Here is a 25,023-nt window from a genome sequence, read left to right as displayed (position 1 = left end):
ATCGTGTGGCCATGACGTGCCTGAATGAGCCATCGTCTTACTCGACGGGGGAAGAGGGGACCTTCAAGTGAGGACGAAGCCGACTATGCGTAAGAGAATGCTTCGCTCGGTGCTTGTCGCCGCCTTCTCCGCCGTTGTGGCCTTCGGAGCTCTGAGTGGCCTCGCCGGTACGAAGAGCGATGCGCGCGAGACGGGTGGTGCGCAGTCTGTCGTCGTCGCGGACGACGACGTGACCGAAGTGATACTGGTCCCGGCCGACAGCAAGTGGGACTGAGGCCGATGACCACCCCACCCGACGACCGCTCCTTCCGCAGGGAAATGGCCACCGCCTACCGCTCGGGCTGGCACTTCATCGACCTCGTCACCGCGATCCCCCACCCCGGTGACTCGTTGATGGTGACCGTCTTCGGCGAACCGGTGGTCGTCACGCGGGACGAGGACGAGGACGTGCGGGCGTACCGGTGTCTGCGGCGGCCTCGGGGGGCGCCGCAGCCCGTTCGGTGTGCCATTCGGTACGGAATGATCTTTGTGAACCTGGACCAACGAGACCATCGGCTGGTGGAACCGGAAACCCCCACCCCGCGGACCATCTCAGCCACCCCCCGCAGTGCCTGACGCGATTCCCCCGTCGTAACAGATCGCTCAGGTGCTTCCCCCCGCAGCGGCGTCACCGTGACCTGAACACGGTGACGCCGCTGCAGTTTTCGGGCGACATTTCCGGCTATCGGATGATCGGCCCGTGGCTCAAAAACGCCCCATCGCGCCCGTCAGTGAGATCTCGATGACCACCCGCAAGGGGTTCGGTGCCGGGGTCCGCTCATAGCGCTCGGCGTAGCGCCGCACCGCCTCCGCGACCCGCTCCGGGTCCCTGCTGACCCGCGCCCTTCCCTCCAGCGTCGCCCAGCGCGGCCCGGCCACCTGGCACACCGCCACCGCCGCGCCCTCCTCGCCGGCCGCCAGCACGTGCCGCACCTTCGCGCTCGTCTCGCTCGCGATCACCCGAGCAAGTCGGGCCTCCGGGTCGTATGTCACCCCGACGGGCACCATGTGCGGGGTGCCGTCCGGGCGCGGGGTCGTCAGTGTGCACAGATGCCGTTCCCGCCAGAAGCTGAGGTACGACGGGTCCGGGGCACCCGGATCCTGGGCGTAGGAGGTCATGCCGGGACGTTAGTCCTCCCGGTCCTCCCGAAGACCGCCTTGAGTGGAATAGACTCAACTTTATGTACGCTGACTGAGTCAGTGCAGGAGCCGGTACCGGAGCGACACCAGGAGGAGTACGGACACGTGGATGCCGAGCTGACCAACCGGAGCCGGGACGCGATCAACGCGGCCAGCAACCGGGCCGTGACCGAGGGACACCCGGACCTCACCCCCGCCCACCTGCTCCTCGCTCTGCTCCAGGGGCAGGACAACGAGAACATCGTCGATCTGCTGGCCGCCGTCGACGCCGACCAGGCCGCCGTGCGGGCGGGCGCGGAGAAGGCCCTGGCCGCGCTGCCCAGCGTGACCGGGTCCACCGTCGCGCCCCCGCAGCCCAACCGCGACCTGCTCTCCGTCATCGCCGACGCGCAGGCCCGTGCCAAGGACCTCGGTGACGAGTTCCTCTCCACCGAGCACCTGCTCATCGGTATCGCCGCCAAGGGCGGACCGGCCGCCGAGGTGCTGACCCAGCAGGGCGCCACCCCGAAGAAGCTGGTCGACGCCTTCCAGAAAGCCCGGGGAGGGCGCCGCGTGACCACCGCCGATCCCGAGGGCCAGTACAAGGCCCTGGAGAAGTTCGGAACCGACTTCACCGCCGCCGCGCGGGACGGCAAGCTCGACCCCGTCATCGGCCGCGACCAGGAGATCCGCCGGGTCGTGCAGGTGCTGTCCCGCCGTACGAAGAACAACCCCGTCCTCATCGGCGAGCCCGGCGTCGGCAAGACCGCCGTCGTCGAGGGACTCGCCCAGCGGATCGTCAAGGGGGACGTGCCCGAGTCGCTCAAGGACAAGCGGCTGGTCGCGCTTGACCTCGGGGCCATGGTCGCCGGGGCCAAGTACCGGGGTGAGTTCGAGGAGCGGCTGAAGACCGTGCTCGCGGAGATCAAGGACTCCGACGGGCAGATCATCACCTTCATCGACGAGCTGCACACCGTCGTGGGCGCGGGCGCCGGCGGGGACTCCTCGATGGACGCCGGCAACATGCTCAAGCCGATGCTGGCGCGCGGTGAGCTGCGCATGGTGGGTGCCACCACCCTCGACGAGTACCGGGAGCGGATCGAGAAGGACCCCGCTCTGGAGCGCCGCTTCCAGCAGGTGCTGGTCGCCGAGCCGACCGTCGAGGACACCATCGCCATCCTGCGCGGGCTCAAGGGCCGCTACGAGGCCCACCACAAGGTCCAGATCGCCGACAGCGCGCTGGTCGCCGCCGCCACCCTCTCCGACCGGTACATCACCTCCCGCTTCCTGCCCGACAAGGCCATCGACCTCGTCGACGAGGCGGCCTCCCGGCTCCGCATGGAGATCGACTCCTCGCCCGTCGAGATCGACGAACTCCAGCGCGGGGTCGACCGGTTGAAGATGGAGGAGCTGGCGCTGGAGAAGGAGACCGACCCGGCCTCCCGCGAGCGCCTGGAGCGACTGCGCCGCGACCTCGCCGACAAGGAGGAGGAGCTGCGGGGCCTGACCGCCCGCTGGGAGAAGGAGAAGCAGTCCCTCAACCGGGTCGGTGAACTCAAGGAGAAGCTGGACGAGTTGCGCGGACAGGCCGAACGCGCCCAGCGTGACGGCGACTTCGACACCGCCAGCAAGCTGCTGTACGGCGAGATCCCCACCCTGGAGCGGGACCTGGAGGCCGCCTCGGAGGCCGAGGAGGAGGCCGCCAAGGACACCATGGTCAAGGAGGAGGTCGGCTCCGACGACATCGCCGACACCGTCGCCGCCTGGACCGGCATCCCCGCGGGCCGTCTCCTGGAGGGCGAGACCCAGAAACTCCTGCGCATGGAGGAGGAGTTGGGCAAGCGGCTGATCGGCCAGAGCGAGGCCGTGCAGGCCGTCGCCGACGCCGTACGGCGCACCCGGGCCGGCATCGCCGACCCCGACCGGCCCACCGGCTCCTTCCTCTTCCTCGGCCCCACCGGCGTCGGCAAGACCGAACTCGCCAAGGCGCTCGCCGACTTCCTCTTCGACGACGAGCGGGCGATGGTCCGCATCGACATGTCGGAGTACGGCGAGAAGCACAGCGTGGCCCGGCTGGTCGGCGCGCCTCCCGGCTACGTCGGCTACGAGGAGGGCGGCCAGCTCACCGAGGCGGTGCGCAGGCGGCCGTACAGCGTGGTGCTCCTCGACGAGGTGGAGAAGGCCCACCCCGAGGTCTTCGACGTGCTCCTCCAGGTGCTGGACGACGGGCGGCTGACGGACGGTCAGGGCCGTACGGTCGACTTCCGCAACGCGATCCTGGTGCTGACGTCCAACCTGGGCAGCCAGTTCCTCGTCGACCCGATCACCAGCGAGGAGGAGAAGAAGGAGCAGGTCCTGGAGGTCGTACGGGCCTCTTTCAAGCCGGAGTTCCTCAACCGGCTGGACGACCTGGTCGTCTTCTCGGCGCTCAGCAAGGACGAGCTCGGCCGGATCGCCCGCCTCCAGATCGACCGGCTCGCCAAGCGCCTCGCCGAGCGCCGGCTCACCCTGGAGGTGACCGACGCGGCCCTGGACTGGCTCGCCGTGGAGGGCATGGACCCGGCCTACGGCGCCCGCCCGCTGCGCCGGCTCGTCCAGACCGCGATCGGCGACCGCCTCGCCAAGGAGATCCTGTCCGGCGAGGTCAAGGACGGCGACACGGTCCGGGTGGACGCCTTCGGCGACGGCCTGATCGTGGGACCGGCGACCGGTAAAACGCTCTGAGTGGTCGGGCGGGGGCTGGTCGGGCCCCCGCCGCACCGCTCACAGCGTGAACGCCACGAACCGCACCTCGGACCAGTTGCGGCTGTCGTGGGTGATCTCGATCTGCACGGAGGCCCGCTCCCCCGCGACCGGGCCCGCGTCCAGGCACGCGTCGACCTGGGCGTCGCCGCACTGGGTGGTGCGCAGCTTCGGCCCCAGCGGGAAGCCGGCCGCCACCCAGGCGTCGATCTCGGCGCGCGGCATCCGGAAGCGGGCCGTGTAGCGGGGCTTGGAACCGGCCTCCAGCCCGCACCAGGCGTCCTTCGCCCCCTCCGGCATCTGCATCCCCCCGAAGGCCAGGGCCTGGGCGCACGAGGTCTTCTTCACGTCGGCGGCGACCGAGTCGTCGGTGAACAGCCAGGCGATCAGCAGCGCGAGCAGGGCCGCCACCACCAGCGTCGGCACGGCGAGGATCGCGAGGAAGATCCCCCATCTGGTCCTGCCTCGCCCGTCCTGTTCCGCCACCGTTTCGATGTCCGTCTGTGTCATGTGTTCCCCCAATGGTCGGACCCAGTTCTACCTGGGCTGTCCGGATCATGTCAGCCCTGGGAGGACAGGGTCTGTCGGGGCTTGCCACCCCCCTCCCCGGATGGGGGAGGATGGCGGAATCCGTACGAAGGGAAATTCACGGTGACCATCGACCCGTCCTCGATTCCGAACTTCGGGGGCCAGCCCGAGCCGCAGCCCCAAGGACCGGCGGGCCCCGTCGTCCCGGATCAGGATCTCGTGAAGCAGCTCCTCGACCAGATGGAGCTGAAGTATGTCGTCGACGACGAGGGTGACCTCGCAGCGCCGTGGGAGCAGTTCCGTACGTATTTCATGTTCCGTGGCGAGGCTGACCAGCAGGTCTTCTCGGTGCGGACGTTCTACGACCGGCCCCACAAGATCGACGAGAAGCCCCAGCTGCTGGAGTCCATCGACGACTGGAACCGGCGCACCCTGTGGCCCAAGGTCTACAGCCACACCCATGACGACGGCACCGTCCGGCTGATCGGCGAGGCGCAGATGCTGATCGGCACCGGCGTCGCCCTGGAGCACTTCGTGTCCTCCACGGTGAGCTGGGTGCGCGCCGCCATCGAGTTCGACAAGTGGCTCGTCGAACAGCTCGGCCTCGAGGAGGAGGTCAACGACGCGGAGAAGCCCGAGGGCGACGACGAGTAGGCGTTCTGCCGCGTTCCACCGCTACAGAGGCGTATGGGCGCGTACGACCAGGTACGCGCCGTAGCCGACGAGAGCCCGGCCAGGGCACCGGTCCCCACGACCGCGTGCCAGGGCCGGGCTCTCGCCGTCGGCACCAGGGCCGGCGTGAGCGGCGGGAGGGCGGGCAGCGGCAGGACCCCGCTGTAGACCGGCAGCGGCAGTGACAGCGGGGCGCGGTCGGCGAGCAGCAGGGCGTACAGGAGAAGTGCGCGGAGCCCTGGCGGCGCTGCACCGCGAAGCAGCCGCCGAGCAGATCGCCCTCGTGTCGGCCGACCCGCAGCACGTAGCCGAGCCGGACCAGTGGGGCGAGCGCGACGCCCGTCCACAGCCTGTGGGTAACTTTTCGCTTCTCTCGAACACCCCGCACGATCTCGTACGACGCCGTGGCCCACCGCGCCCCCGCCGAGCTCGGTGTCCGCTCGGGCGGCGCGTGTCAGTCCACGGAGGTCATGAAGGCCAGCATCCTGCGGTTGGTCTCCTCCGCGTGGTCGATCTGTGGCCCGTGGCCCGTGTCGGAGATGATCTCGGCTCGGGCGCCGGGGACCAGGCGCGGCACCCGCTCCGCCTGCCTTCGCGGGTGTACGAGCAGGCTTCGCCGGCCGAGGATCAGATAGAGCGGAGTCCGGACGGTGGACAGTTCCTCCTCCGACAGGGGAAGCGGCGCCGGGCGGCGTATGCGGTAGGCGCGACCAGCCGTTCTGATCATCCTGAGCAGTTCCGGCATGACCAGGACCGGCTGGTCCAGCCATGCCGCCAGTCGCGGGCGGAGCATCTTCGGCGCGAAGGTCGCGAAGAGGCTGGCGAAGATCCAGACGAAGAAGCGAAGACCCACTTTCTCCAGGCCGCCCGGGTCGAGCAGGGTGACCGAGGCGAGGCGGCCGGGCCTGCGGTGCGCCTGGTTCAGGGCGAGCCAGCCACCGTAGGAGGAGCCGACGAGGTGGACACGGTCGAGCCCGAGCCCCGCGAGTGTCTCGTCCAGCCACTGCGCCGCGTGTTCGGGCTGGTGGATGGGCTCGCGCTGCACACTGCGCCCGGGATCACCGGGGGTGTCGAGGGCGTAGACCGGCCGCTCGGCGCTGAGGGCGGGGGTGTTCGGGTACCACATGGCGGAGCAGGAGCCGGCCCCGTGCACCAGGACGACGGGGGTGCGGGACCGGGCGGCCTCGTCCGTGGGGCCGTAGCGGTAGACGTGCGTGGTGCCGAACGACGTCTCCACGTCCTCTTCCGACAGCGCGGGCGCCCCCAGTGCGTAGACCGCGTCGCAGGCGGTGAAGTAGCGCTCCCTCCAGGCTTCGCTCACATAGCGGCCGACATCGGCCCGGATGCGGGTGCGGGCAGCGGTCTCGGTCATGGTCACCTCCGGCGGCAGGTTCGTGATACGAACGTATCACGATGTTGGTACAGCTGTATCATCAAAAGGGCCCGCCGAGGCCACAGCAGGAACGACGAGCGGAGAACCGTCCGATGCCCAAGCGCGTGGACCACGCAGAACGGCGCACCGAGATCGCCGAGGCGCTGATCAGGATCGCCGACCGACGGGGGCTGCACGCCGTGGGGATGCGTGATGTGGCAGCGGAGGCGGGCGTATCGCTGCGCCTGGTGCAGTACTACTTCCAGACCAAGGAGAAGTTGCTGCTTTTCGGGCTCGAACGGCTGGCGGAGAGGTTTGGGGAGCGCGTCGCCGCCCGAGTACGGGCCGCCGGGGACAGCCCTGGTCCGCGCGCGATGGTCGAGGCCCTTCTGATGGCCGCGCTGCCGACGGACGACGAGAGCCGTACCTTCCACCACCTCTACACGTCCTACGCGGTGCTGGCCATGACCGACGGGGCGCTCGCGGCCCAGCCCTTCATCAAGAATCCCGATGCCGCCGAAGACGCCCTGACCGGGCTCCTCCGGCAGGCACAGGAAGCGGCACTGCTCGAGCCCGGCGTCGACGCACGGTCCGAGGCAGCCGGCCTGCTCGCCATGTCCGCGGGACTCGGCACCGGCATCCTCGTCGGCCAGCGCAGCCCTCAGTCCGCGACCACCGTGCTGAACCACCACCTGGACCGGGTCTTCCGCACCGGCGACGAGGTCTCGGCATGAGTGACCGGAGCCCGGCTGCCGTGGAACTGCGGACCGACCGGCTGTTGCTGAGCCGCCCGACCCCAGCCGATGTCGACGCGATCCTCGCCGTCCACCGCGACCCCGGGACCTGCGCCCACAACCCGTCCGACGCACTGGCCCGGTTCGAGGAGGCGGAGGCGCTCTACCGCCGCTGGGACGCCCAGTGGCAGCAGCACGGATACGGGTACTGGGTCGTACGGCGCCACGGCTCCGCCGAGCAGCTCGGATTCTGCGGAATCAAGCCCATGGAACTGCACGGAGCCCCGGTCCTGAACCTCTTCTACCGTTTCGCCACCTCGGCCTGGGGCCAAGGCTTCGCCGGTGAAGCCGCGGCCGCGGTGGTCGCCTGGGCATCCCGTCACGTGCCCGGCCTCCCGCTGATCGCCCGCGTGCGACCGGCCAACCTCGCGTCTCAGCGCGTGGCGATACGCGCCGGGCTCGACCGGGCACAACACCTCGACACCGAGGGGTACGACGGCTTCGACTGGATCTACGTGGCCCAACCGGCGGACCTCGCCGAGGCGTAGCCATTCCGGCTACGGCAACTCACGGCGACTCCTTGTCCGCAGTCGGGCGGGTGACGGGCACTTCCGCCGAGGGCGAATCGGGCAAGGGGCTGGTCCTCGTGGCCGCCCTGGCCTCGCGCTGGGGCTGGACGCCACGGCACCCGCTGGGCAAGACGGTGTGTTTCCGGAGGCCGCGTCCGCGACCTCGACGCGGACCAGGCCCGCCGCCGTGTCGAGGGCGACCCGGAGGCCGAAGTCGTGCCCCGGTACCCGGCCGTGGAGCACCGCGTTCGCGGCGAGTTCGGCGACCACGAGGGCGACCGCGCAGGAGGCGTCCGACGCCGGCGGATACCCCCGCACGCCTCCCGGTACACGTACGGCCACAGCTGAGCGAACCGCCGCCTCCGGTCGCACAAGCCAAAAACGGCACCGCCTGGCGCAGGAGAGCAGCTTCAGCAACCAGGCGGGCGGCGACCTGCGTGGAGGTGGCCGACGGGGTCCAGGAGGCCGTCGTCCCCGTACGTGACAGCAAGGTCCCGCACGGCCCGGCGCTGTGCTTCGAAGCGGCCGCCTGGGACGCGTTCATAGGCGAGCCGAAGGCCGGCGACCACCGCCCTGCGGGTCCACCGCCCGGGCACCACGGCGTCCACGTGCCGGTGTGCGAGAAGGTGATCTTCGTGGTGGCCTTGCCCGTGGTGGCGAGGGTGGCGCTGGTGAGGGTCACCCACCGGCCGTCCTTCTGGCGGGCCTGGAAACGCAGCGCGGTCCCCTTGACGTACGGGGAGCTGAGCGCGGTGAAGGACACGGCCTTGCCGGTGCTGTCCGCGGAGGTGACGGCGGTGTCCTGAACGATGACGTCTTCTGCGGTCCTGGCGTGCTTTTCCGTGATCAGCCGGCAACGTCGTGCGGTCGACGGGACGACTGGCTCCGGCGCCGGATCGCGTCCGCCACGCGTTCGTGGAAGATCACCCGGTCCGCCTCGGGCATGGAGTAGATGCCTGGAACGGTATTGATCTCGTTCAGAACGAGACCGTGGTCCGAACCGAACCAGTCGATGGCGGCGAGATCCCAGGTGAAGCCCGCCAGCAACTGCTCGCAGGAGCTGATCAACACGCGAGCCTCCGGCAGTTCGGCCGCCATCCGGGACACCGAGACCCCGCTCTCCTGGCCGGCTCGCGGTGTCGCCACTCCGATGAACCTGTCCGAGCCGCGGCGGCGGTCGTAGATGCCCACCAGTTCGCCGCCCGCGTAGAAGCATCTGACCTCGCGTCCGCCGGATTCGACGAATTCCTGAATCAGGCAGGACATTCCGGAGCTCGAGTAGAGCTGGAGTGCCGAAACGAGCAGGTCGCTGTCGGTGACCTTGATGACACCGAACCCCTTCATGGTTCCCCGCGGTTTGATGACCAGAGGGTAGGAAAGCTCGCTCTCGACCGTCGAGACGATGGCCGGGACATTCGTTCCGGTGGGCTTGGCCAGCAGCGTCTGCGGGGTGGGGATGCCAAGACCACGGGCCCGCTCCAGGGCGAAGTACTTGTCGCCGCACGTCCACGTGAATTCGAAGCTGTTGAGAACCGGATAGCCCTCCTGCTCCAACGCGCGCGAGAGGGACAGCAGATGGGTGTCGAGCGGATCACCGCTCAGTCCGAAGTGGATCAGGAACGAGTCGGCGCAGTCCCGCAGGTCCCGTTTCCCGTAGTCGAACCTCCCCGATGTCCCTGACCAGATCACGTCCTCGGCGACGAGGTGTTCATTGGTGTAGGGGCCTTCGTCGATCACGCCCGTTTCCGAACGGGCGTACTTGGACAGCGAAACGATCCCCAGGTGGGGCTTACGAGATGACATGGAAAGTCCGTTTCAGCGTGACACAGGTTCGGGCGGGGGGAATTCCGCGTCGTCGGCGGCGGAGGCCGGGGAGAAGCGTGGTCCACCGGCCAGCAGCGCGGCAGCGGCCGTCAGCAGGCCCGATGCGCCCGCCATGGCGACCAGGGTGCCTTCCGCCCCGGCCATCGCCGCCACCGGACCCAGGACCGCCAGTCCGAGCGGCCGCAGCCCGAAGGACACGAATCCGTCGAAGGAGATGACCCGGGACAGGCGGTCCAGAGGCACGTTGGACTGCACCACCGTGGACCAGAGGGTGTCCCCCACGCTCAGCGTCGTTCCGTAGAGAACGAGCAAGGGCGCCAGCGACCAGAAGGGAAGGACGGCCGCCAGAGCGAGCAGGGCGGGGGTCGTGCCGAGGACGACGACGTATGCGGCGCGAAGGGGGTTCCCCGGCTTCCAGCGGGTGGCCACCAGGCCGCCGATCAGATGTCCGACGGACATGCAGGCCAGCAGGACGGCCCATGCGCGGTCGCCGCCGTAGTGGTCCTTTGCCATGACCGGTCCGAGGACGGCCACGGCTCCGACGACGAGCACCTGGAACCCGGCGGCATGGGCCAGCCCCAGCAGCAGCCAGCGGGAGCCCACGACCTCCTGGAACCCCGCCGCCAGTTCCCGCCGCCACGACATGCTCTTCCTCGTCGCTGCCCTGGAGGCGGTCCGGGCCACCTCCGGGAGGTCGGGAATACGCCCCAGAAGCACAGCACCGACGAGAAACGACGCGGCGTCGAGGGCCAGGGCGGTGGCCGGGCTGGTGAAGGTGAGCAGGATGCCCGCCAGCAGGGGGCCGACGATGGCCGCGGCGCTGAAGACCGACGATATCGAGGCGTTGGCGCTCTGCAGCTGGTCTTTGTGAAGCGCCCGCGGAAGGACGCTCCGGGAAGCCGGGAAGACGAACGACGAGGCCGCGCCCTGTACGGCCTGCAGGAACGCCAGTGCCGCTATGGAGGCGTGCCCGCCGAACAGCAGCGCCGCAGTCAGGCCCTGTACCGAGAAGCGCACCATGTTGGCCAGAAAGAGGACGCGCTGCGGACGCATCATGTCGCCCACGACTCCGGCCGGGAGCATCAGGAGTGCGTACGGCAGTGCGCGGGCCGCGAGAACCAGGCCGATGGCGGTGGCGCTGTCCGACATGTCCAGGATCGCGAAAGGGAGGGCCGCCTGTGTGAGTGTGTCTCCTGTGGCGGATATCCCGGTCGCGGTGAAGACCCGCCGGAACGAGGAGTCCCTGAATATCCGTGCCCGAGGTTTCCCGTTCATCGGCCGGCAGCCACCGGTGCGTCGGTTCCCCCGGGTTCGGGTTCTGTTTCGATGCGGAACCTGTCGGCCACTTCATGGCACAGACGGTCGTACTCCTCCTGGGTCTCGGCGCCCAGGACGACGAACAGATACCAGTCGGACGGGTGGCCCAGTCGTGCCTTTCCGCCGACCTTCCGCAGCCGCTGCCAGTCCAGCACACCGGGGAGTTCCGCCAGTTCCTCGTCCTCCGGCATGCTGGTGATGATTCCGGGGCGCTCGGGGCTCAGATGCACGGCACCGACATAAGGGTGTGGAGGCTTGGGGTCCTGGCAGGTTCCGGTGAGCTCCGCCTCCGCGATCGCCGTCCATACCGGATATCCGAGATGGGCACTGATCATGCGCGGCACCCAGGCTCCACCGATACGTGTGCCGATCTCGGAGAACACGACATCGCCGTCGGGCTGGACGAACGCCTCCAGGTGTGTGGCACCGTCCCGGATGCCCAGCCCCTGATTGACCCGGTCATGCAGTTCTCGCAGACGGCGGTGGAGAACGGGATGGTGTTCTTCCGGAAGGATCTGCGAGCCGTCGAGCGGGCGCTCCGGAGCACCCCTGTCCGCCAGCCTGATCCGGTTCGCGTAGTACTGGTGCACGATGAAGGTCAGCGCTTCGCCGTCGGCCCACAGGGCGTCGACACACAGCTCGGTGCCCTGGACGAACTCCTCCACGATGAGCTGCTTGCTGCGGAGCAACGGCTCGAAGGTGAGCTCTTCGACGACGGCGGGGAGGGCGTCCGGAAGGTCGACGCGTACGGTGCTCATCGTGCCGAACCCGGAAGCCGGCTTCACCACCACCGGGAAGGCGAGTCGTGCCGCCGCCTGTTCCACGGCGTGTGTGTCGCTCGCGTCTGGCACGGACTGGAAGTGCGCCGCGCGGGCCCCTGCCCCCGCCACCCGCTGCTTCATCAACCGCTTGTCCCTGAAGGCGACATGGTGCATCGGATCCTGGACGCTGCCGAGCATCAGGTCGAGATAACCGGCGCCGTACTGGCTCAACTCCGCGTGGCTGATGACCTTGGCGCCTTCGGCGCCACGGAGGCGGAGGTCCACGGCGACGGCGGCCAGTTCCTCGATCGAGTCGAAGTGACTCACCCGGTAGACCTGGCGCATCCTCGCGAGAACGTCCGCGTCCGGCCGGTGGACCTCCACGTCATAGTCGTCGAGGACGAGGTAGAGATCAGTTGTCAGGGTCAGCAGGGCGGTGATCAGCTGAGGCTGCCACTTGCACAGGACCACCGTGCGCGCGGTCTTCGGGGTGGACATCTCTTGTCGACTCTCCTATCGGGTACAGGGCGTTGAACATGTCCGATTCCTGTTTCGGACCGAAGATCTCCCGCAGCCGGCCGTTCTCGTAGACGCCGATGTGCGGCAGGGGAAAGGCCCAGAGCTCCGCGTAGACACTGGTGTAGGCACCGCAGTTCAGTACGGCGATCCCGTCCTGGACCACGGAGACGGGCAGGTCCGCCGACCGGCACAGGTGCGAGGGTGCGCAGGTGCCGTCGGCGACATGCGCCTGTTCCCATGCCACGTCCGGCGAGAGCCGGAGCGGTACCGGGTGGTAGGCGAGATCGGGCAGCGGAATGAGGATGTTGGAGGACAGGTCGGAGATCAGCCAGGTCTGACCCGAGTTCACCTTCCGTCCGATCACCCTGCTGAAGCCGATGGCCGCGTCGCCGACCACGTAACGGCCGGGTTCCAGGACCACCGAGGGCAGCGTCGGCAGGATGTCCATCGCGTCCCGCGCTGCGTCGGCGAAGACCTGGGCGCTGGTGCCCGCACGTTCCAGCAGGAAGCGTGACTCCAGCCCACCACCCAGGTTGAGGAGCTGGACGGGCCGGTCGGGCGGCATGGTCTCCGCGGCGAACTCGGCCAGCCCCCGAACCATGCGGTGGAACATCCCGGCATCGGTGCAGTGCTTCAACTGGTGTGCGTGCAGGGCTTCGACCGAGCACCACCGCGAGGCCAGGGCCTTCTCGACGAGTTCCGCGGCACCGTCGAGGTCCGCGCCGAGCTTGGAACCGGCGGAGAAGAACGCACCGGGTTCGTCCAGTGTGTTCGCGCGCACGGCGATGCGGGCCACCCTGCCCTGGGAACGTGCCTCGTGCTCCACCTGCTCCAGCTCTTCGACGCTGTCCACGCCGATGAGTCCGGCGCCCTCGCTGACCAGCTCGCGCCTGTGCCGGGCCGTACGGGCGGGACTGTTGGCCACGATCCGCGCCGGATCGAAGCCGAGCTGCCGTGCCAGATTCCACTCCAGACCGCTCATCACCTCGACGCCGTGTCCGTCCTCCCGGAGCGCGGAGACGACGGCGGGGACGTAGCAGCTCTTGAGCGGAAAGCGCAGGGACACCTCGAAGTGGCGTCCGAAGGCGGACCGCAGCGACCGCGCGTTGTCCCGTGCGCGGCCGGGCAGGTAGACCAGCCAGGGATCCTCCGCGTCCCAGAGCCGGTGAAAGGGGGAGCCCTCGACGGCCAGCACCCCGTCTTGGTGATCGAGCCAGGGAACGAGGGTTCTTATGTCCTCCAGTTCGGCCCGGCGCAGGCCGACCAGGTTCCCCGGGGGACGTATCGGATCTCTTGCCACAGATGTTCTTTCTCGTCGTGGGATCGAGGACGGCTCGACGGTCATCAGCCGAGAACGCGTGGATCGAGCCGGACGCCGGAGCGGATTCCCGGTAGGCCGGCGAGGACGGTGCCCGGGGGGACCGGGCCGCTGTCCCCGGCCGACGCGTCGTCAGCCAGTGCGTCGCCGAGATGCTCTTCGACCAGGGCCTCCTGCTCGGCCCGCAGCCGGCGGTCGGCCAGCGACAGGACGTCCATGAGCGGCCGGTCGCAGGGGTGCTCGACCCGGTAGTCCTCCAGGAGCAGCCGGTAGGTGTCGCGTCCGGGGTGGTACAGGACGGGAGCCAGTCCGTCGATCGTCGAGGGCCGCGCCGGGCGGCTGCTCGCGGTGATCAGACTGGTGCGCAGGCCGGCGGTGCGGGAGCGTGCCCGCTCCTGTGGACCGCGATCACCTGCCTCGGCCGTCCGCAGATCGACCGCCACCTGGGAAGGGGCCACCCTGCTGCCGAAGACGGCCGCACGTGTGGTCTGCAGATGTGCGGCAAAGGCCAGGACCCTGCTGGTGATTCCGATCTCGAACACGCTGACGCCCGGACGCCCGAGGTACGTCTCGAACTCGGGCCCGAGTTCGTACGCCAGCATCCACGGCTCCAGCCCTCCCTGCGGCGACGGCAGTACGGCGGCTACGGCGCGGTGCGCGTAGTGGGCCGGAGCCTTGCGCTCGGTCAGGAGACCCGGCACGCCCGTGGCGTGGGCGACTTCCGCGACCAGGTCCAGCACACCGCGCCAGATCTCGTCGCGTCCGGTGGCCGGCGCGGCGATGTGGATGCCGAGGGACGGGGCGATGAACTCGTCCCGGATCAGGGCGCGTACGTCTGCCACGGGCCGGTAGACACCGTCGTTGGACGCGACGGCCAGGGGCAGCACCGGGTCGGTGATGCGCTCGCGCAGCCAGTCCAGATGGGCCAGATTGGTGTCGAACCACAGGTATTCGTCGGCCGCCAGCTCGTAGCAGTCGAAAGTCGCCGACATGTTCTTCGCGAACTGCCAGGTCGCTTCGGACCGGCAGAGGGGAGGATGGGCGACCAGCTCCAGATCCCAGCGGCGGCCCGCGCCTTCCAGCATGGTGTCGATGACGCGGTCGGCGAGATCGAGGCCCGCGCCGGTGAGGTTGGTGACACCGCGCGCCAGCCGGAACCGGCTCATCAGACCGGCGCTGACAAGGCGGCGCTGGTACGGAAGGAAACCCTTCCCCACATCAGTCAGCATGGCGGGGCTCCCATGCGGCCAGCCGGAACCGGACGAGTGTGTGGTCGACCGTCTCGATGCGGTGGTCGAGGCACTGGAAGTGCCTGCTCAGTATGTTCCTGGCGGGGTCCGGGTCGAAGTCACGGGCGCGCACCCATGCCTCGCCGAGAAACACGTCAGGGATCAGGCTGTCACCGTGCAGCGCGTGTGCCAGGGAGTACAGCCGCTGATCCACCCCGGCCCTGCGCAACCGGGTACGGCCCACGAGTTCGAAGTCCAGGTCCAGTGTGCGCAGCGTGAAGTTCCTCGACCCCATGGCGGAGGTCGCCCGGCGTTCGGTGCTGAAGGCCACGCCCGGTGGCACGGGCACACCCCGGTAGTCGGCCTCGGCGCCGCTCACCGGCAGAGCGAACATCGCCGGCATGCGCTCCCATCCGATCCCGGCGAGGGTGCCGAACAGGGACCGACGCCAGACCAGTTCTCTCGGGGCCACACGCTGCAGTGGGACTTCCCGGGTCACGCGACCATCTCCCTTGTCTCCCCGCCGCTTGTCCGGTGCCGCCCGACGGGGTTCGCCTCCACGAGCACCCTCAGCGGGTCGGTGTCGATCCGCACCGCCGTGTCCAGGGGCAGCGACAGGCGCGGTTCGGTGTGGCCGAAGTCGACATCGGCGACCACGGGGATGTCGATGTCTCCCAGCAGGTGCAACAGGGCGTCGTCGAAATCCGCGTAGCCGCCGGGGGCCGCGACCGCCCGGCTGCGCCGGCCCAGCACCAGACCGGCCAGCCGACGCAGTCGGCCCGAGTTCCGCCACTGGGCCAACAGCGCCAGGAACCGGTCCGGGGCCATGCCGAAGTCCTCCAGGAACAGGACCCGCCCCTCGGTCGGGGGCATGTACGGCGTGCCGAACAGTCCGGTCACGGCCGGCAGACACCCGGCCAGCAGCGGCCCGTGAGCGTGTCCGTGCCTCAGAACCCGCCACGGCGTGGCCGGCTCGGTCACCAGCGCGCGCTCGTCGTCCCGGTCCCACCAGGGGTTGTCCTGCGTCCACCGCGCAGGTGGCCGCAGCACGCCGCCGGTGCCCGAGAGCGCGTTCCGCAGCCCGGCGAGCGTGTAGGCGAAGGGACCCTCGAAGTGCCCGAACTCCGACACCAGCATCGGGCCATGGACGGCCGGGACCCCGTGGGCCGCGTAGGCCCACAGCAGCACGGACACGTCGCTGTAGCCGATCAGCGGCACCTGGGCCGCACGCAGCAACCCGAAATCCAGGTGGGGGAGCACCAGCGAGGCTGTCCAACCCCCCGACGAGGTGAGCACGGCGTCGACTCCGCTGTCCGCCAGCGCGTGCAACTCATCGGCCAGGGCCTGCGGTTCGGCGGCGCCGGCCCTGCTGATCCCCGCGAAGGACGCCGCGGCACGCACGGTGAAACCAGCCTGTCGGAGAGCTTCCACCGCCCGTGCGGTACGGCGGGGGAACAACGCCGGGGCGGGGGAGGACGGGGTCCACAGACCGAGTGTCGTGCCAGCTCGCGCGACCGTGGTCATGCCGTCTCTCCGGGGCGCGCGAACATCTCCGCGCAGGCTTCGAGCCCCTCGACCTCGATGCCGGTGTCCCGCGGTCCGCCCAGCCAGTCCTCGGCCGCCAGGCGGAAGCGAAGCCAGCGGGCGGGGCGGCCGCGTCGGGTCCGCAGCTCGAAACCGTCCTCCTGATACCCGTGGTGGCGGTTCACGGAGATCGACGCCGGATTGTCCGCGAAGACCTGGCTGGTGGCCCAGTGGGCGCCGAGGCAGGTGAAGGCGAGGTGGAGCACCGCGGCTCGCATCTCCTTGCCGTATCCCTGGCCCTGGGAGTCCCGCCCGAGCCAGGAGCCGGTGGAGACCTCTCCGAGCGCGCCGAAGTCCTTGGCCCACAGCGCCTTCATCCCGATAGGCCGTCCGTCACGGTGGACGGCGAACTCGAGGTGCCAGTCGTCCGGTGACCATGCTGCGCGCGTGCCCCACAGGAACTGGAAGGCGTTGCGCCGCAGCCGGTCCGGTGGCGCGTCGGTCCAGTCCACGGCGAAGGGCGTCGTCGTGGGGTCGTGGATACCGCGCACGGCGACATCGCACACCGCCTGGTACTCGGTGTCGGTGGGCACCCGCAACTCCAGCCGGGGAGTGCGGATCACCAGTGCGAACAGTGGCCAGTGCGTGAGGCCCGCGGACCGAGCAGCCTCCGATGCGGTCGTCATCGGTGCAGCACCGTGCCCGGGACCGGCGCGGAGGCGTGCAGGATGGGGAACTGGGTCGGCCCGCTCTTGCGGTACAGCAGGATCGCGTAGCGGCAGTACCCGAGGTTCTCGTTGAACAGCGTGTAGAAGTAGCGCAGCCGCTTGCCCGCCGCCTCCCTCAGTGCGTCGGACATGCCGTCGTTGCACGGCTGCGCCAGCACGGCGGCGACATAGTCGTCGATCTGCTCCGGGCTCAGGTCCAGGTATTCGTACTCCTCGGAGAAGAAGAGCTCGGACCCGGGGCGGCCGAACATGCCCTCCCAGTCCTCGCGGCTGAACCGCGGCAGCGGAGCGCCGATCGCCCGCTCGACCTCCTCCAGGAGCCGGGCCGAGGGACGCCGGTGGTAGAAGATCGGTACCGCCGCGAGGACACCGAAACGGTTCAGCACCCGGTAGTACTCGTCGATGGCGCGCTGCCGGTCCGGGATGAACGACGTCACGTTGCTGGCGAACACCATGTCGAAGTGCCCGTCGGGGAATTCGATCCGTGTGCCGTCGCCGACGGAGAAGTGCGCGTTGTCCAGATCCAGGGCGGCCGCCTTGTTCCGGGAGAACCGGACGGACGACTCCTCGATGTCGATGCCGAAGACGTCGCAGCGGGTCGCGCTGGCCATCTCCAGCACGGAGAAGCCGGTGTTGCTGCCGACCTCGAGGATCCGGCGGCCGGCACCGAGACCGGGGACCTCCCGGAGAACGGTCCGGATGGTGGCTGCGCCGCCGGAGCACATGTTCGGCTCGTTCACCAGACCGACGGTCTGGGAGAAGTTGAGGTGCTGGACGTCGGCCGGGTCGAGGGTCCGGTGGGGTGCGGCCGTGGCCATGGAGACTCCTGTGGGATGTACGGAAACGGGTGTACGTCGATCGCGGGCGCCAGGACGCGGCTGGTCAGGGCACGATGGTGTGGCCGTTGCGGCGCGGCAGCAGCTGCATGTCGCGGATGTCCCCGTGGTCGAGCACCCACATGAGGAACCGCTCGATACCGAGACCGAAGCCCGAGGTGCGCACCGGTTGGAAGTCCCGCATCTCCAGGTACCAGGCGTACGCCTCCGGGTCGACCTCGTGCAGTTCGAGCGCCTGCTGCACCTGCGCGGCGGTGACATGCCGCTCACCCGCTCCCACGACCTCGCCCATCCCGAAGAGCAGGTCCGCGTTGAGCGCGGTACGGCCCTCGGAATCGCCGAACGCCTGGTAGAAGGGGACTGCCAGGTGGTCCCAGTGGGTCACCCAGACGAACTCGCCGAGCTTGTCCATCAGGAGCCGCTCACCGTCACGGGTGAGGGTCCGCCAGCCGTCGTGGTCCTCGATACCCGTCCCGCCGAGAACAGCGGCGGCCTCGTCGAAGGTGATGCGCTTGAACGGCCGTCCCGAGGCGAGCTGTTCGAGTCTGTCGACCTTCCCGCCGCACTCGGCGATGACATCGGCCTCGCGTTCCAGCAGCCCCTTGGCCAGATGACGGAGGTACTCCTCCACGGTCGCCATCATCTCGTCGAGGCCACCGACGATCTCGGCCTCGCTGTGGAAGAACTGGCACAGGTGGGTGGCGTCGGCGTCCTCGCCACGGAAGGACGGCATGACGTAGTAGGTGTCGGTGCCGGTCAGGCGGCAGCCGAACTCCAGCATGAACTGCATCGAGTCGGCGAGGAAGGTGGGAGCGCCCATCAGGTCGACGTGCACGGGAAGCGAGTCACTGCCGCGGCCCATCGGGCTGGAGATCGATCCGGTGGTGACGGGCAGATGCAGCGTCTGGCCACCGCGTGCTCTCCAGAAGTCGACGGTGAGTTCGCTGACGCTGTTCTGCAGCCGGGCCACCGCGCGGTACCAGGGGTTGCGGAGGACTTCCAGGTAGTAGCCCTCGGTGTTCTTCCAGACCTGAGACGGAACGGTGGTCATATGGGAACTCCAGTTTGATTCTTCGGTGTCAGGGCGATCAGGTGCTCGGAGGGGGGTGCCGCTCAGTCCCAGCCCCAGCTGTCCGCGGAGTCGGCGCGCACCACGGTGTGCGTCTCGGTGCCCTTGTGGTCGCTCGCCCCGAAGAATGCGACGCATATCGCGGTGCACGGAATCACGAAAAACAGAAGCGTTCGGCGCATGTCATTCCTGCCTGAATGTTTCGCGTACTCATCGAATGAGCGCGGAAATGCTCCGGCGATTTCCCCCGCTCGGCTGGCGAACAACAACCTGTCATCCGGTGTGCAGTGAAACAAGCATGATCAGTGGCACCAAGGTGCGCTGGCCAGAAGTGGCCAGTCAGGGTCCCGGCAAGGCCGGATGAACGGCGATCACGCCATGGCATACGCCGCGTCGGCCGCCGCTTTCTGGAAGGTGGAGTTCCGCTCGGCTCCTGTCCTGAGCCTCTGTCAACGCCCTGCGCACCGCCTTGAGTACACCCGCGCCGGCGGCCGGGATGGACGACGCCGACACGAAGACGACGCCGACCCGCTGCGGATGCACATGACCCGACGCGGAAACATGTTCCACCCGGCAGTCCGACACTTGGGGTATCAGTTCGGCCAAGGTGTCCAGATTTACGCGGTGATATCTGGGTTGGTGGCAGTGATCCTCAATGTGAATGACGTACATGGCCCCGAGAATCCCAGCCGTCGACGGGCATTCCGGCCCGGGACTTCGGCAGCTTTGTGCCATGGCACCAAAGTGCCGCGGGGCGGGGGATAGGATCCACGCTGAGATTCAAATGCCGGAAGCCTGGCGAGACCCCCGCACCGAAGGGCCGCCACGGTCACCGTTTCTTCACGCGAGGGCAGTGCGAGATGAGTGAGAATACGGCGGACTTCGCCGCGTCGATTCAGAACAAGTGGCGCGCGGTCTGGGAGAGGTCGGACGTCTTCGCGGCTGACGGCGACGCTGACCGGAACCGGGCCTATGTCCTCGACATGTTCGCCTACCCGTCCGGTGACCTCCACATGGGCCACGGCGAGGCCTTCGCGATCGGTGATGCCGTCGCCCGCTACCGGATACAGCGCGGCGACGACGTCCTGCACCCCGTGGGCTGGGACTCCTTCGGACTTCCCGCCGAGAACGCGGCCATCAAACGCGATCTGCACCCCGCGGACTGGACCTACAGCAACATCGACACACAGGCGGAGTCCTTCCGGCGTTACGGCGTCTCCTTCGACTGGTCGACCCGGCTGCACACCTCGGACCCGGAGTACTACCGCTGGACCCAGTGGCTCTTCCTGCGCTTCCGCGACAAGGGCCTCGCCTACCGGCAGCAGTCCTCCGTCAACTGGTGCCCCAAGGACCAGACGGTGCTCGCCAACGAGCAGGTGGTGCAGGGAGCCTGCGAGCGCTGCGGCACCCAGGTCACCAAGCGTGACCTCACCCAGTGGTTCTTCCGCATCACCGAGTACGCCGACCGGCTGCTGGACGACATGGAGCTGCTGCGCGACGGCTGGCCCGAGCGCGTACTGACCATGCAGCGCAACTGGATCGGCCGCTCGACGGGCGCGCACATCGAGTTCCCGGTGAAGGGCCGTGACGAGCCCATCGCCGTCTTCACCACCCGGCCCGACACCGTCTACGGCGCCACGTTCCTCGTGGTGGCGGTCGACTCCCCGCTGGCCGCCGAGCTGTGCGCGCCGGAACAGCGTGCGGACTTCGACGCCTACCTGGAGCGCACCCGCAAGCTGTCCGACATCGACCGCCTCACCGCCGGCACGGCCAAGACCGGCGTGCCACTGGGCCGTACGGCGGTGCACCCCCTCACTGGGGAGCCGATGGCCGTCTGGGCTTCCGACTACGTCCTCGCCGGGTACGGCAGCGGCGCCGTCATGGCCGTACCCGCGCACGACCAGCGTGACCTCGACTTCGCCCGCGCGTACGGCCTGCCCGTCCGCCCGGTCGTCGCCACCGGGGAAGACCCTGCCATGACGGGCACGGCGATCGACGCGGACGGCCCGTACACGGGGTCCGGCCCGCTCGACGGACTTCTGCGCGAGGAGGCCACCGAGCAGATCCTGGCCGTGCTGGAGCGCGCAGGCTGTGGCTCCGCCGGGGTGCAGTACCGTCTCCGCGACTGGCTCGTCTCCCGCCAGCGGTTCTGGGGCTGTCCCATCCCCATCGTCCACTGCGGTTCCTGCGGTGAAGTGCCGGTTCCCGACGAGCAGTTGCCTGTCCGGCTCCCCGACCTGCGGGGCGCCGACCTCGCACCCGCGGGCGTGTCACCGCTGGCGGCCGCCGAGGACTGGGTCAACGTCCCCTGCCCGAGCTGCGGTGGGCCGGCCCAGCGGGACACCGACACCATGGACACCTTCGTCGACTCCTCCTGGTACTTCCTGCGCTACTGCTCCCCCGACTACACCGACGGCCCCTTCGACCCCGAGGCGGTACGCCGCTGGATGCCGGTCACCCAGTACGTGGGCGGCGTCGAGCACGCGATCCTGCACCTCCTGTACGCCCGTTTCTTCACCAAGGTTCTCCAGGACCTGGGGCTGGTCGACTTCCCCGAGCCCTTCCTGGCCCTCCTCAACCAGGGCCAGGTGCTGCTCAACGGCTCCGCGATGTCGAAGTCCAAGGGCAACATGGTGGATCTCGGTGGCCAGATCGCCGAGTTCGGCGTGGACGCGGTCCGCCTGACGATGGTGTTCGCGGGCCCGCCCGAGGACGACGTCGACTGGGCCGACGTCTCGCCCGCGGGCTCGGCCCGTTTCCTGGCGCGAGCCCTGCGTCTGGCCGACGACATCGAGTCCGTGCCGGGCACGGCGCCGGAGAGCGGTGTCCTCGCCCTGCGCCGGGTCGTCCACCGCACGGTCGACCAGGCGACCCAGCTGGTGGAGAACCACCGCTTCAACGTGGCCGTCGCGAGGATCATGGAACTGGTCAACGTCCTGCGCAAACACATCGACGCCGGCCATGCGGCGGACCCCGCCGCACGGGAGGGTGTGGAGGCCGTCGCCGTCCTGCTGTCCCTCTTCGCTCCCTACACCGCCGAGGAGATGTGGGAACGCCTCGGCCACCGCCCCAGCGTCGCCCGTGCGGGCTGGCCCACGGTCGACCCACGGCTGGTCAAGGAGGACGACGTCGTCTGCGTGGTCCAGATCAACGGCAGGATGCAGGGACGCATCGAGGTAGGGGCCGACATCACCGAGGAGGATCTGGTGGGCCTGGCCCGGGACAGGGCCGCCGCGGGTCTCGCCGATCAGGAGGTCACCCGGGTCGTGGTGCGTGCGCCACGGCTGGTCAACTTCGTCACGGCGGAAGGCCGGGGGAAGAAGTAGCGTCCCGGCGCCCGGCCGACTCGTCTTACAGGCGGCCGGGCATGACCGGCGGGCCACCACCGGCCGCGGTCACAGCCAGCCGGCCTGCGCGGCGAGGACTCCTGCCTCGAAGCGACTGCGTGCACCCAGTTTGGCCGTGATACTCGCCATCAGGCGCCGGGCGGTGCGCAGCGAGACGCCGAGCTTCCGCGCGGCCACCTCGTCGGTATGGCCCTCGGCCAGCAGCTTCAGCAGAGTGATCTCCTGCGGGACGGGTTCGTCGTCGGACGAGTTCGGCCGCTCCGCTCCGAACGGCGTCGCCTGCTCCCACACCAGGTCGAACAGGACCAGGAGTGCCGTGACCACACCGGGGGCCTGCATGACGACAGCGCCCGCCCTGGTGTCCTCGGGGTCGATCGGCAGCAGTGCCACCGACCGGTCGGCGATCAGCATGCGCAAGGGCAGCGACGGCACGGTACGCACCTGACCCCCGCGTTCGGAGAGCCAGCGAGCGTACTCGGTCGTGGCCCGGTCATTGCGCACGCTGTCCAGGTAGAGCGTGCGCAGTGTCACGCCCGCCGCGAGGCTCTCCTCGTCCAGGGGGCGGCTGGCGTCCAGTGCTTCCTGGCTCTGGGCGCCACCGGGCATGAAGGCGAGCAACTCGCGGGAGGCGTCCCGGGCCAGCTCGGAGAGCCGGACACGCACCTCGTCAACGCTTTCGAGACGTTCCAGGCTCATGGTGCCGTGCTGCGCCCGCTGTGCGGCGTACGCCGCCGCGAGCTCGGCGGTGGCCGCCTGGACGGAGGCCAGCTCCACCTGCTGAGCGTGGATCTCCATCTCACGCCGATGGATGTAGCCCGCGAGGCCCACTTCGGGGTGGATGGCCGCGACACCCAGTGACTCTCCGGTCGGGTACAGCATCGAAAGCTCTGCCAGTTTGTCCAGCGCCCCGCGTATCTCCGACTGACCGGCCCGCAGCTCCTGCGCGATCTCGGCCACACCCCAGCGTGGGTGCATGATCAGCAAACGGTAGACCTCGACACACAGTTCGTCCTGCCCGATGAGCGACGCCAGCGACGAGTTCTTCAGGTCTGATGAGTAATGCCCAGAGGAATGGCCGACGGAACGTTTCACAACTTACTCCCCGCGTAAAGTTGCCCGGCAAGCAGCATGTTCGCGTAATCCTATTTGAGATGCTGCTGGCTCAACTACCTGCGGTGTTCGGTCGGTTGTGGTCCGAATCCTGCACAGTCCATTTACCAAGAGATTCTTTACGATAATCTTGGGAATTCTTTACGACCCTGGCTTCGGAGGTCGTTTTATTCCGTTGTTTTATCCCGCTATGTGAATGGTGAGGTGGATCATGGCTTCGGGGCACTCCCGGGAGGGGCCCCGTCGGCGTGCAGCAGCTCCAAGGCGGGTGCCGGCGTCGGCGTCACACCGACCTCGGACCGTACCGAGGCCAGGATCCACGTCGCTGGGAAGAGGCGGGCTCAGCCGGATCCCGTCAAGTGTGACGGCTGCCTGGCACGATCACCTCGGGTCGGCGGCCTCACCCCAGCTGCTTCAGCCGGCCCACTGCCTCTTCCAGTACGCCCGTCTGCTTGCAGAACGCGAACCGTACGAAGGGCGCGCCGGCTTCCCGGTGGTCGTAGAAGACCGCGTTCGGGATGGCGACCACGCCGGCCCGCTCCGGCAGGGCGCGGCAGAAGGCGAAGCCGTCGTTCTCGCCGAGGGGGCGGATGTCGGTGGTGATGAAGTAGGTGCCGGCGGGCTTGAACACCTTGAAGCCCGCGTCCGCCAGGCCCGTCGCCAGCAGGTCCCGCTTGGCCAGCATGTCCTCGCGGAACGCGGTGAAGTAGCTGTCGGGCAGGGCGAGGGCCTCGGCCACCGCGTACTGGAACGGTCCCGAGGAGACGTACGTCAGGAACTGCTTCGCCGAGCGGACCGCCGAGACCAGGCCGGGTGCCGCCGTGATCCAGCCGACCTTCCAGCCGGTGAAGGAGAACGTCTTGCCGGCGGAGCCGATCGTCACCGTGCGCTCCCGCATCCCCGGGAAGGTCGCGAGGGGGAGGTGCTCGGCCTCGTCGAAGACCAGGTGCTCGTAGACCTCGTCCGTGACCACCAGCAGATCCCGCTCCACGGCCAGTTCGGCGATCGCCGTCAGCTCCTCGCGGGTGAGGACCGTGCCGGTGGGGTTGTGCGGGGTGTTGATCAGCAGGAGGCGGGTCCGGTCGGTGACGGCGGCGCGCAGCTCGTCCAGGTCCAGGCGGAACGAGCCCTCGTGCGGGCGCAGGGTGACCGGAACCCTGGTCCCGCCCGCCATCGCGATGCAGGCCGCGTAGGAGTCGTAGTACGGCTCGAACGCGACGACCTCGTCACCCGGCTCGACCAGGGCGAGCAGGGCCGCGGCGATGGCCTCCGTGGCGCCCGCCGTGACCAGGACCTCGGTGTCGGGGTCGTAGGACAGGCCGTAGCGGCGCTCCTGGTGCGCGGCGATGGCCGTACGCAGCTCCGGGACGCCCGGCCCCGGCGGGTACTGGTTCCCGCGCCCGTCGCGCAGCGCCCGCACGGCCGCCTCCCTGACCTCCTCGGGACCGTCCGTGTCGGGGAAACCCTGGCCCAGGTTGATCGAACCGGTCCGCAGAGCGAGGGCGGACATCTCGGCGAAGATCGTCGTCCCGAACTCGGCGAGACGGCGGTTCAGCAGGGGGCGTGCGCTGGAGGTCATGCGGGTCATCCTGCGCCCAAGCTCTGGAGTTCCTCAACTCTGCTTTGGCCCGTGAGACGGAGGGGCATCTCCAGCTCACGCAACCGG

The 25,023-nt window shown here is 69.1% G+C and carries 25 protein-coding genes; 8 read left to right on the top strand and 17 right to left on the bottom strand.

Annotated elements, in window-relative coordinates; translation table 11 throughout:
* The first annotated feature begins 67 nt into the window (after positions 1-67).
* Both OHN19_RS20120 and OHN19_RS20115 read left to right on the top strand, forming a co-directional pair.
* Positions 68-274, top strand: coding sequence for a hypothetical protein (locus OHN19_RS20120; protein WP_330269858.1), 207 nt, complete (start codon positions 68-70; stop codon positions 272-274).
* A gap of 5 nt (positions 275-279) precedes the next feature.
* Positions 280-615, top strand: coding sequence for a hypothetical protein (locus OHN19_RS20115; RefSeq protein ID WP_028809089.1), 336 nt, complete (start codon positions 280-282; stop codon positions 613-615).
* 129 nt (positions 616-744) lie between these two features.
* On the opposite strand, the gene OHN19_RS20110 is transcribed toward OHN19_RS20115, so the two are convergent.
* Entirely contained in the window at positions 745-1,158 is a 414-nt protein-coding gene (locus tag OHN19_RS20110) for a pyridoxamine 5'-phosphate oxidase family protein (protein WP_330265518.1), read from the bottom strand.
* 126 nt (positions 1,159-1,284) lie between these two features.
* Between OHN19_RS20110 and clpB the strand changes: the two genes are divergently transcribed.
* Positions 1,285-3,882, top strand: coding sequence for an ATP-dependent chaperone ClpB (gene clpB, locus OHN19_RS20105; RefSeq protein ID WP_330265517.1), 2,598 nt, complete (start codon positions 1,285-1,287; stop codon positions 3,880-3,882).
* Between the two features lie 39 nt (positions 3,883-3,921).
* On the opposite strand, the gene OHN19_RS20100 is transcribed toward clpB, so the two are convergent.
* On the bottom strand, positions 3,922-4,410 hold the full coding sequence (locus OHN19_RS20100; RefSeq protein WP_330265516.1) for a hypothetical protein: 489 nt from the start codon (positions 4,408-4,410) through the stop codon (positions 3,922-3,924).
* A 141-nt stretch (positions 4,411-4,551) separates the two neighbouring features.
* Here OHN19_RS20100 and OHN19_RS20095 point away from each other — a divergent pair, with 141 nt between their 5' ends.
* On the top strand, positions 4,552-5,082 hold the full coding sequence (locus OHN19_RS20095; RefSeq protein ID WP_330265515.1) for a YbjN domain-containing protein: 531 nt from the start codon (positions 4,552-4,554) through the stop codon (positions 5,080-5,082).
* A 472-nt stretch (positions 5,083-5,554) separates the two neighbouring features.
* Here the strand turns inward: OHN19_RS20095 and OHN19_RS20090 are convergent, their stop codons facing one another.
* The gene (locus OHN19_RS20090) at positions 5,555-6,472 is read right to left on the bottom strand and encodes an alpha/beta fold hydrolase (protein WP_330265514.1); all 918 of its coding nucleotides are present in this window, start codon (positions 6,470-6,472) and stop codon (positions 5,555-5,557) included.
* A gap of 113 nt (positions 6,473-6,585) precedes the next feature.
* Between OHN19_RS20090 and OHN19_RS20085 the strand changes: the two genes are divergently transcribed.
* From OHN19_RS20085 to OHN19_RS20070, 3 genes are all read left to right on the top strand, one after another.
* A complete protein-coding gene (locus OHN19_RS20085; RefSeq protein ID WP_330265513.1) occupies positions 6,586-7,206 on the top strand; it encodes a TetR/AcrR family transcriptional regulator in 621 nt (206 codons plus the stop codon).
* On the top strand, positions 7,203-7,754 hold the full coding sequence (locus OHN19_RS20080) for a GNAT family N-acetyltransferase (RefSeq protein ID WP_330265512.1): 552 nt from the start codon (positions 7,203-7,205) through the stop codon (positions 7,752-7,754). Before OHN19_RS20085 ends, OHN19_RS20080 begins: the two co-directional genes overlap by 4 nt.
* A gap of 458 nt (positions 7,755-8,212) precedes the next feature.
* On the top strand, positions 8,213-8,581 hold the full coding sequence (locus OHN19_RS20070) for a DUF397 domain-containing protein (RefSeq protein WP_330265511.1): 369 nt from the start codon (positions 8,213-8,215) through the stop codon (positions 8,579-8,581).
* Positions 8,582-8,621: 40 nt separating this feature from the next.
* On the opposite strand, the gene OHN19_RS20065 is transcribed toward OHN19_RS20070, so the two are convergent.
* The 12 genes from OHN19_RS20065 to OHN19_RS20010 all read right to left on the bottom strand — a co-directional run bounded on the left by OHN19_RS20065 (position 8,622) and on the right by OHN19_RS20010 (position 19,572).
* Positions 8,622-9,578 carry a hypothetical protein gene (locus tag OHN19_RS20065; protein WP_330265510.1) on the bottom strand — a complete coding sequence of 319 codons (957 nt, stop codon included), beginning with the start codon at positions 9,576-9,578 and terminating at the stop codon, positions 8,622-8,624.
* A gap of 12 nt (positions 9,579-9,590) precedes the next feature.
* Entirely contained in the window at positions 9,591-10,874 is a 1,284-nt protein-coding gene (locus OHN19_RS20060; RefSeq protein WP_330265509.1) for an MFS transporter, read from the bottom strand.
* On the bottom strand, positions 10,871-12,175 hold the full coding sequence (locus tag OHN19_RS20055) for an ATP-grasp domain-containing protein (protein WP_330265508.1): 1,305 nt from the start codon (positions 12,173-12,175) through the stop codon (positions 10,871-10,873). The genes OHN19_RS20060 and OHN19_RS20055 overlap by 4 nt, the downstream gene beginning before the upstream one ends.
* On the bottom strand, positions 12,090-13,496 hold the full coding sequence (locus tag OHN19_RS20050) for a hypothetical protein (RefSeq protein ID WP_330265507.1): 1,407 nt from the start codon (positions 13,494-13,496) through the stop codon (positions 12,090-12,092). The genes OHN19_RS20055 and OHN19_RS20050 overlap by 86 nt, the downstream gene beginning before the upstream one ends.
* A 44-nt stretch (positions 13,497-13,540) precedes the next feature.
* A complete protein-coding gene (locus OHN19_RS20045; protein WP_330265506.1) occupies positions 13,541-14,743 on the bottom strand; it encodes a hypothetical protein in 1,203 nt (400 codons plus the stop codon).
* Complete coding sequence (locus OHN19_RS20040) at positions 14,733-15,215, bottom strand: hypothetical protein (RefSeq protein ID WP_330265505.1); 483 nt, start codon at positions 15,213-15,215, stop codon at positions 14,733-14,735. The genes OHN19_RS20045 and OHN19_RS20040 overlap by 11 nt, the downstream gene beginning before the upstream one ends.
* A gap of 23 nt (positions 15,216-15,238) precedes the next feature.
* A complete protein-coding gene (locus tag OHN19_RS20035; protein WP_330265504.1) occupies positions 15,239-16,267 on the bottom strand; it encodes a S66 peptidase family protein in 1,029 nt (342 codons plus the stop codon).
* Positions 16,264-16,953: a GNAT family protein gene (locus OHN19_RS20030; RefSeq protein WP_330265503.1), complete on the bottom strand. Its 690-nt coding sequence runs from the start codon at positions 16,951-16,953 to the stop codon at positions 16,264-16,266. The genes OHN19_RS20035 and OHN19_RS20030 overlap by 4 nt, the downstream gene beginning before the upstream one ends.
* The gene (locus tag OHN19_RS20025) at positions 16,950-17,813 is read right to left on the bottom strand and encodes a class I SAM-dependent methyltransferase (RefSeq protein ID WP_330265502.1); all 864 of its coding nucleotides are present in this window, start codon (positions 17,811-17,813) and stop codon (positions 16,950-16,952) included. The genes OHN19_RS20030 and OHN19_RS20025 overlap by 4 nt, the downstream gene beginning before the upstream one ends.
* A gap of 64 nt (positions 17,814-17,877) precedes the next feature.
* Entirely contained in the window at positions 17,878-18,882 is a 1,005-nt protein-coding gene (locus OHN19_RS20020) for an asparagine synthetase A (protein ID WP_330265501.1), read from the bottom strand.
* 62 nt (positions 18,883-18,944) lie between these two features.
* Complete coding sequence (locus OHN19_RS20015) at positions 18,945-19,082, bottom strand: hypothetical protein (RefSeq protein ID WP_330265500.1); 138 nt, start codon at positions 19,080-19,082, stop codon at positions 18,945-18,947.
* 157 nt (positions 19,083-19,239) lie between these two features.
* The gene (locus OHN19_RS20010) at positions 19,240-19,572 is read right to left on the bottom strand and encodes a hypothetical protein (RefSeq protein ID WP_330265499.1); all 333 of its coding nucleotides are present in this window, start codon (positions 19,570-19,572) and stop codon (positions 19,240-19,242) included.
* A gap of 188 nt (positions 19,573-19,760) precedes the next feature.
* Between OHN19_RS20010 and leuS the strand changes: the two genes are divergently transcribed.
* Positions 19,761-22,226, top strand: coding sequence for a leucine--tRNA ligase (leuS, locus tag OHN19_RS20005; protein ID WP_330265498.1), 2,466 nt, complete (start codon positions 19,761-19,763; stop codon positions 22,224-22,226).
* Positions 22,227-22,295: 69 nt separating this feature from the next.
* Here leuS and OHN19_RS20000 read toward each other — a convergent pair whose 3' ends face one another.
* Together OHN19_RS20000 and OHN19_RS19995 are read right to left on the bottom strand one after the other, a co-directional pair.
* Positions 22,296-23,222, bottom strand: coding sequence for a helix-turn-helix transcriptional regulator (locus OHN19_RS20000; RefSeq protein ID WP_330265497.1), 927 nt, complete (start codon positions 23,220-23,222; stop codon positions 22,296-22,298).
* Between the two features lie 535 nt (positions 23,223-23,757).
* On the bottom strand, positions 23,758-24,945 hold the full coding sequence (locus tag OHN19_RS19995) for a pyridoxal phosphate-dependent aminotransferase (protein ID WP_330265496.1): 1,188 nt from the start codon (positions 24,943-24,945) through the stop codon (positions 23,758-23,760).
* Positions 24,946-25,023: the final 78 nt, after the last annotated feature.

It is taken from the genome of Streptomyces griseorubiginosus (assembly GCF_036345115.1).
Taxonomy (GTDB): Bacteria; Actinomycetota; Actinomycetes; order Streptomycetales; family Streptomycetaceae; genus Streptomyces; species Streptomyces griseorubiginosus_C.
Note: the sequence above shows the minus strand (reverse complement) of the source record. Positions and strands in the feature narration are given on the sequence as shown.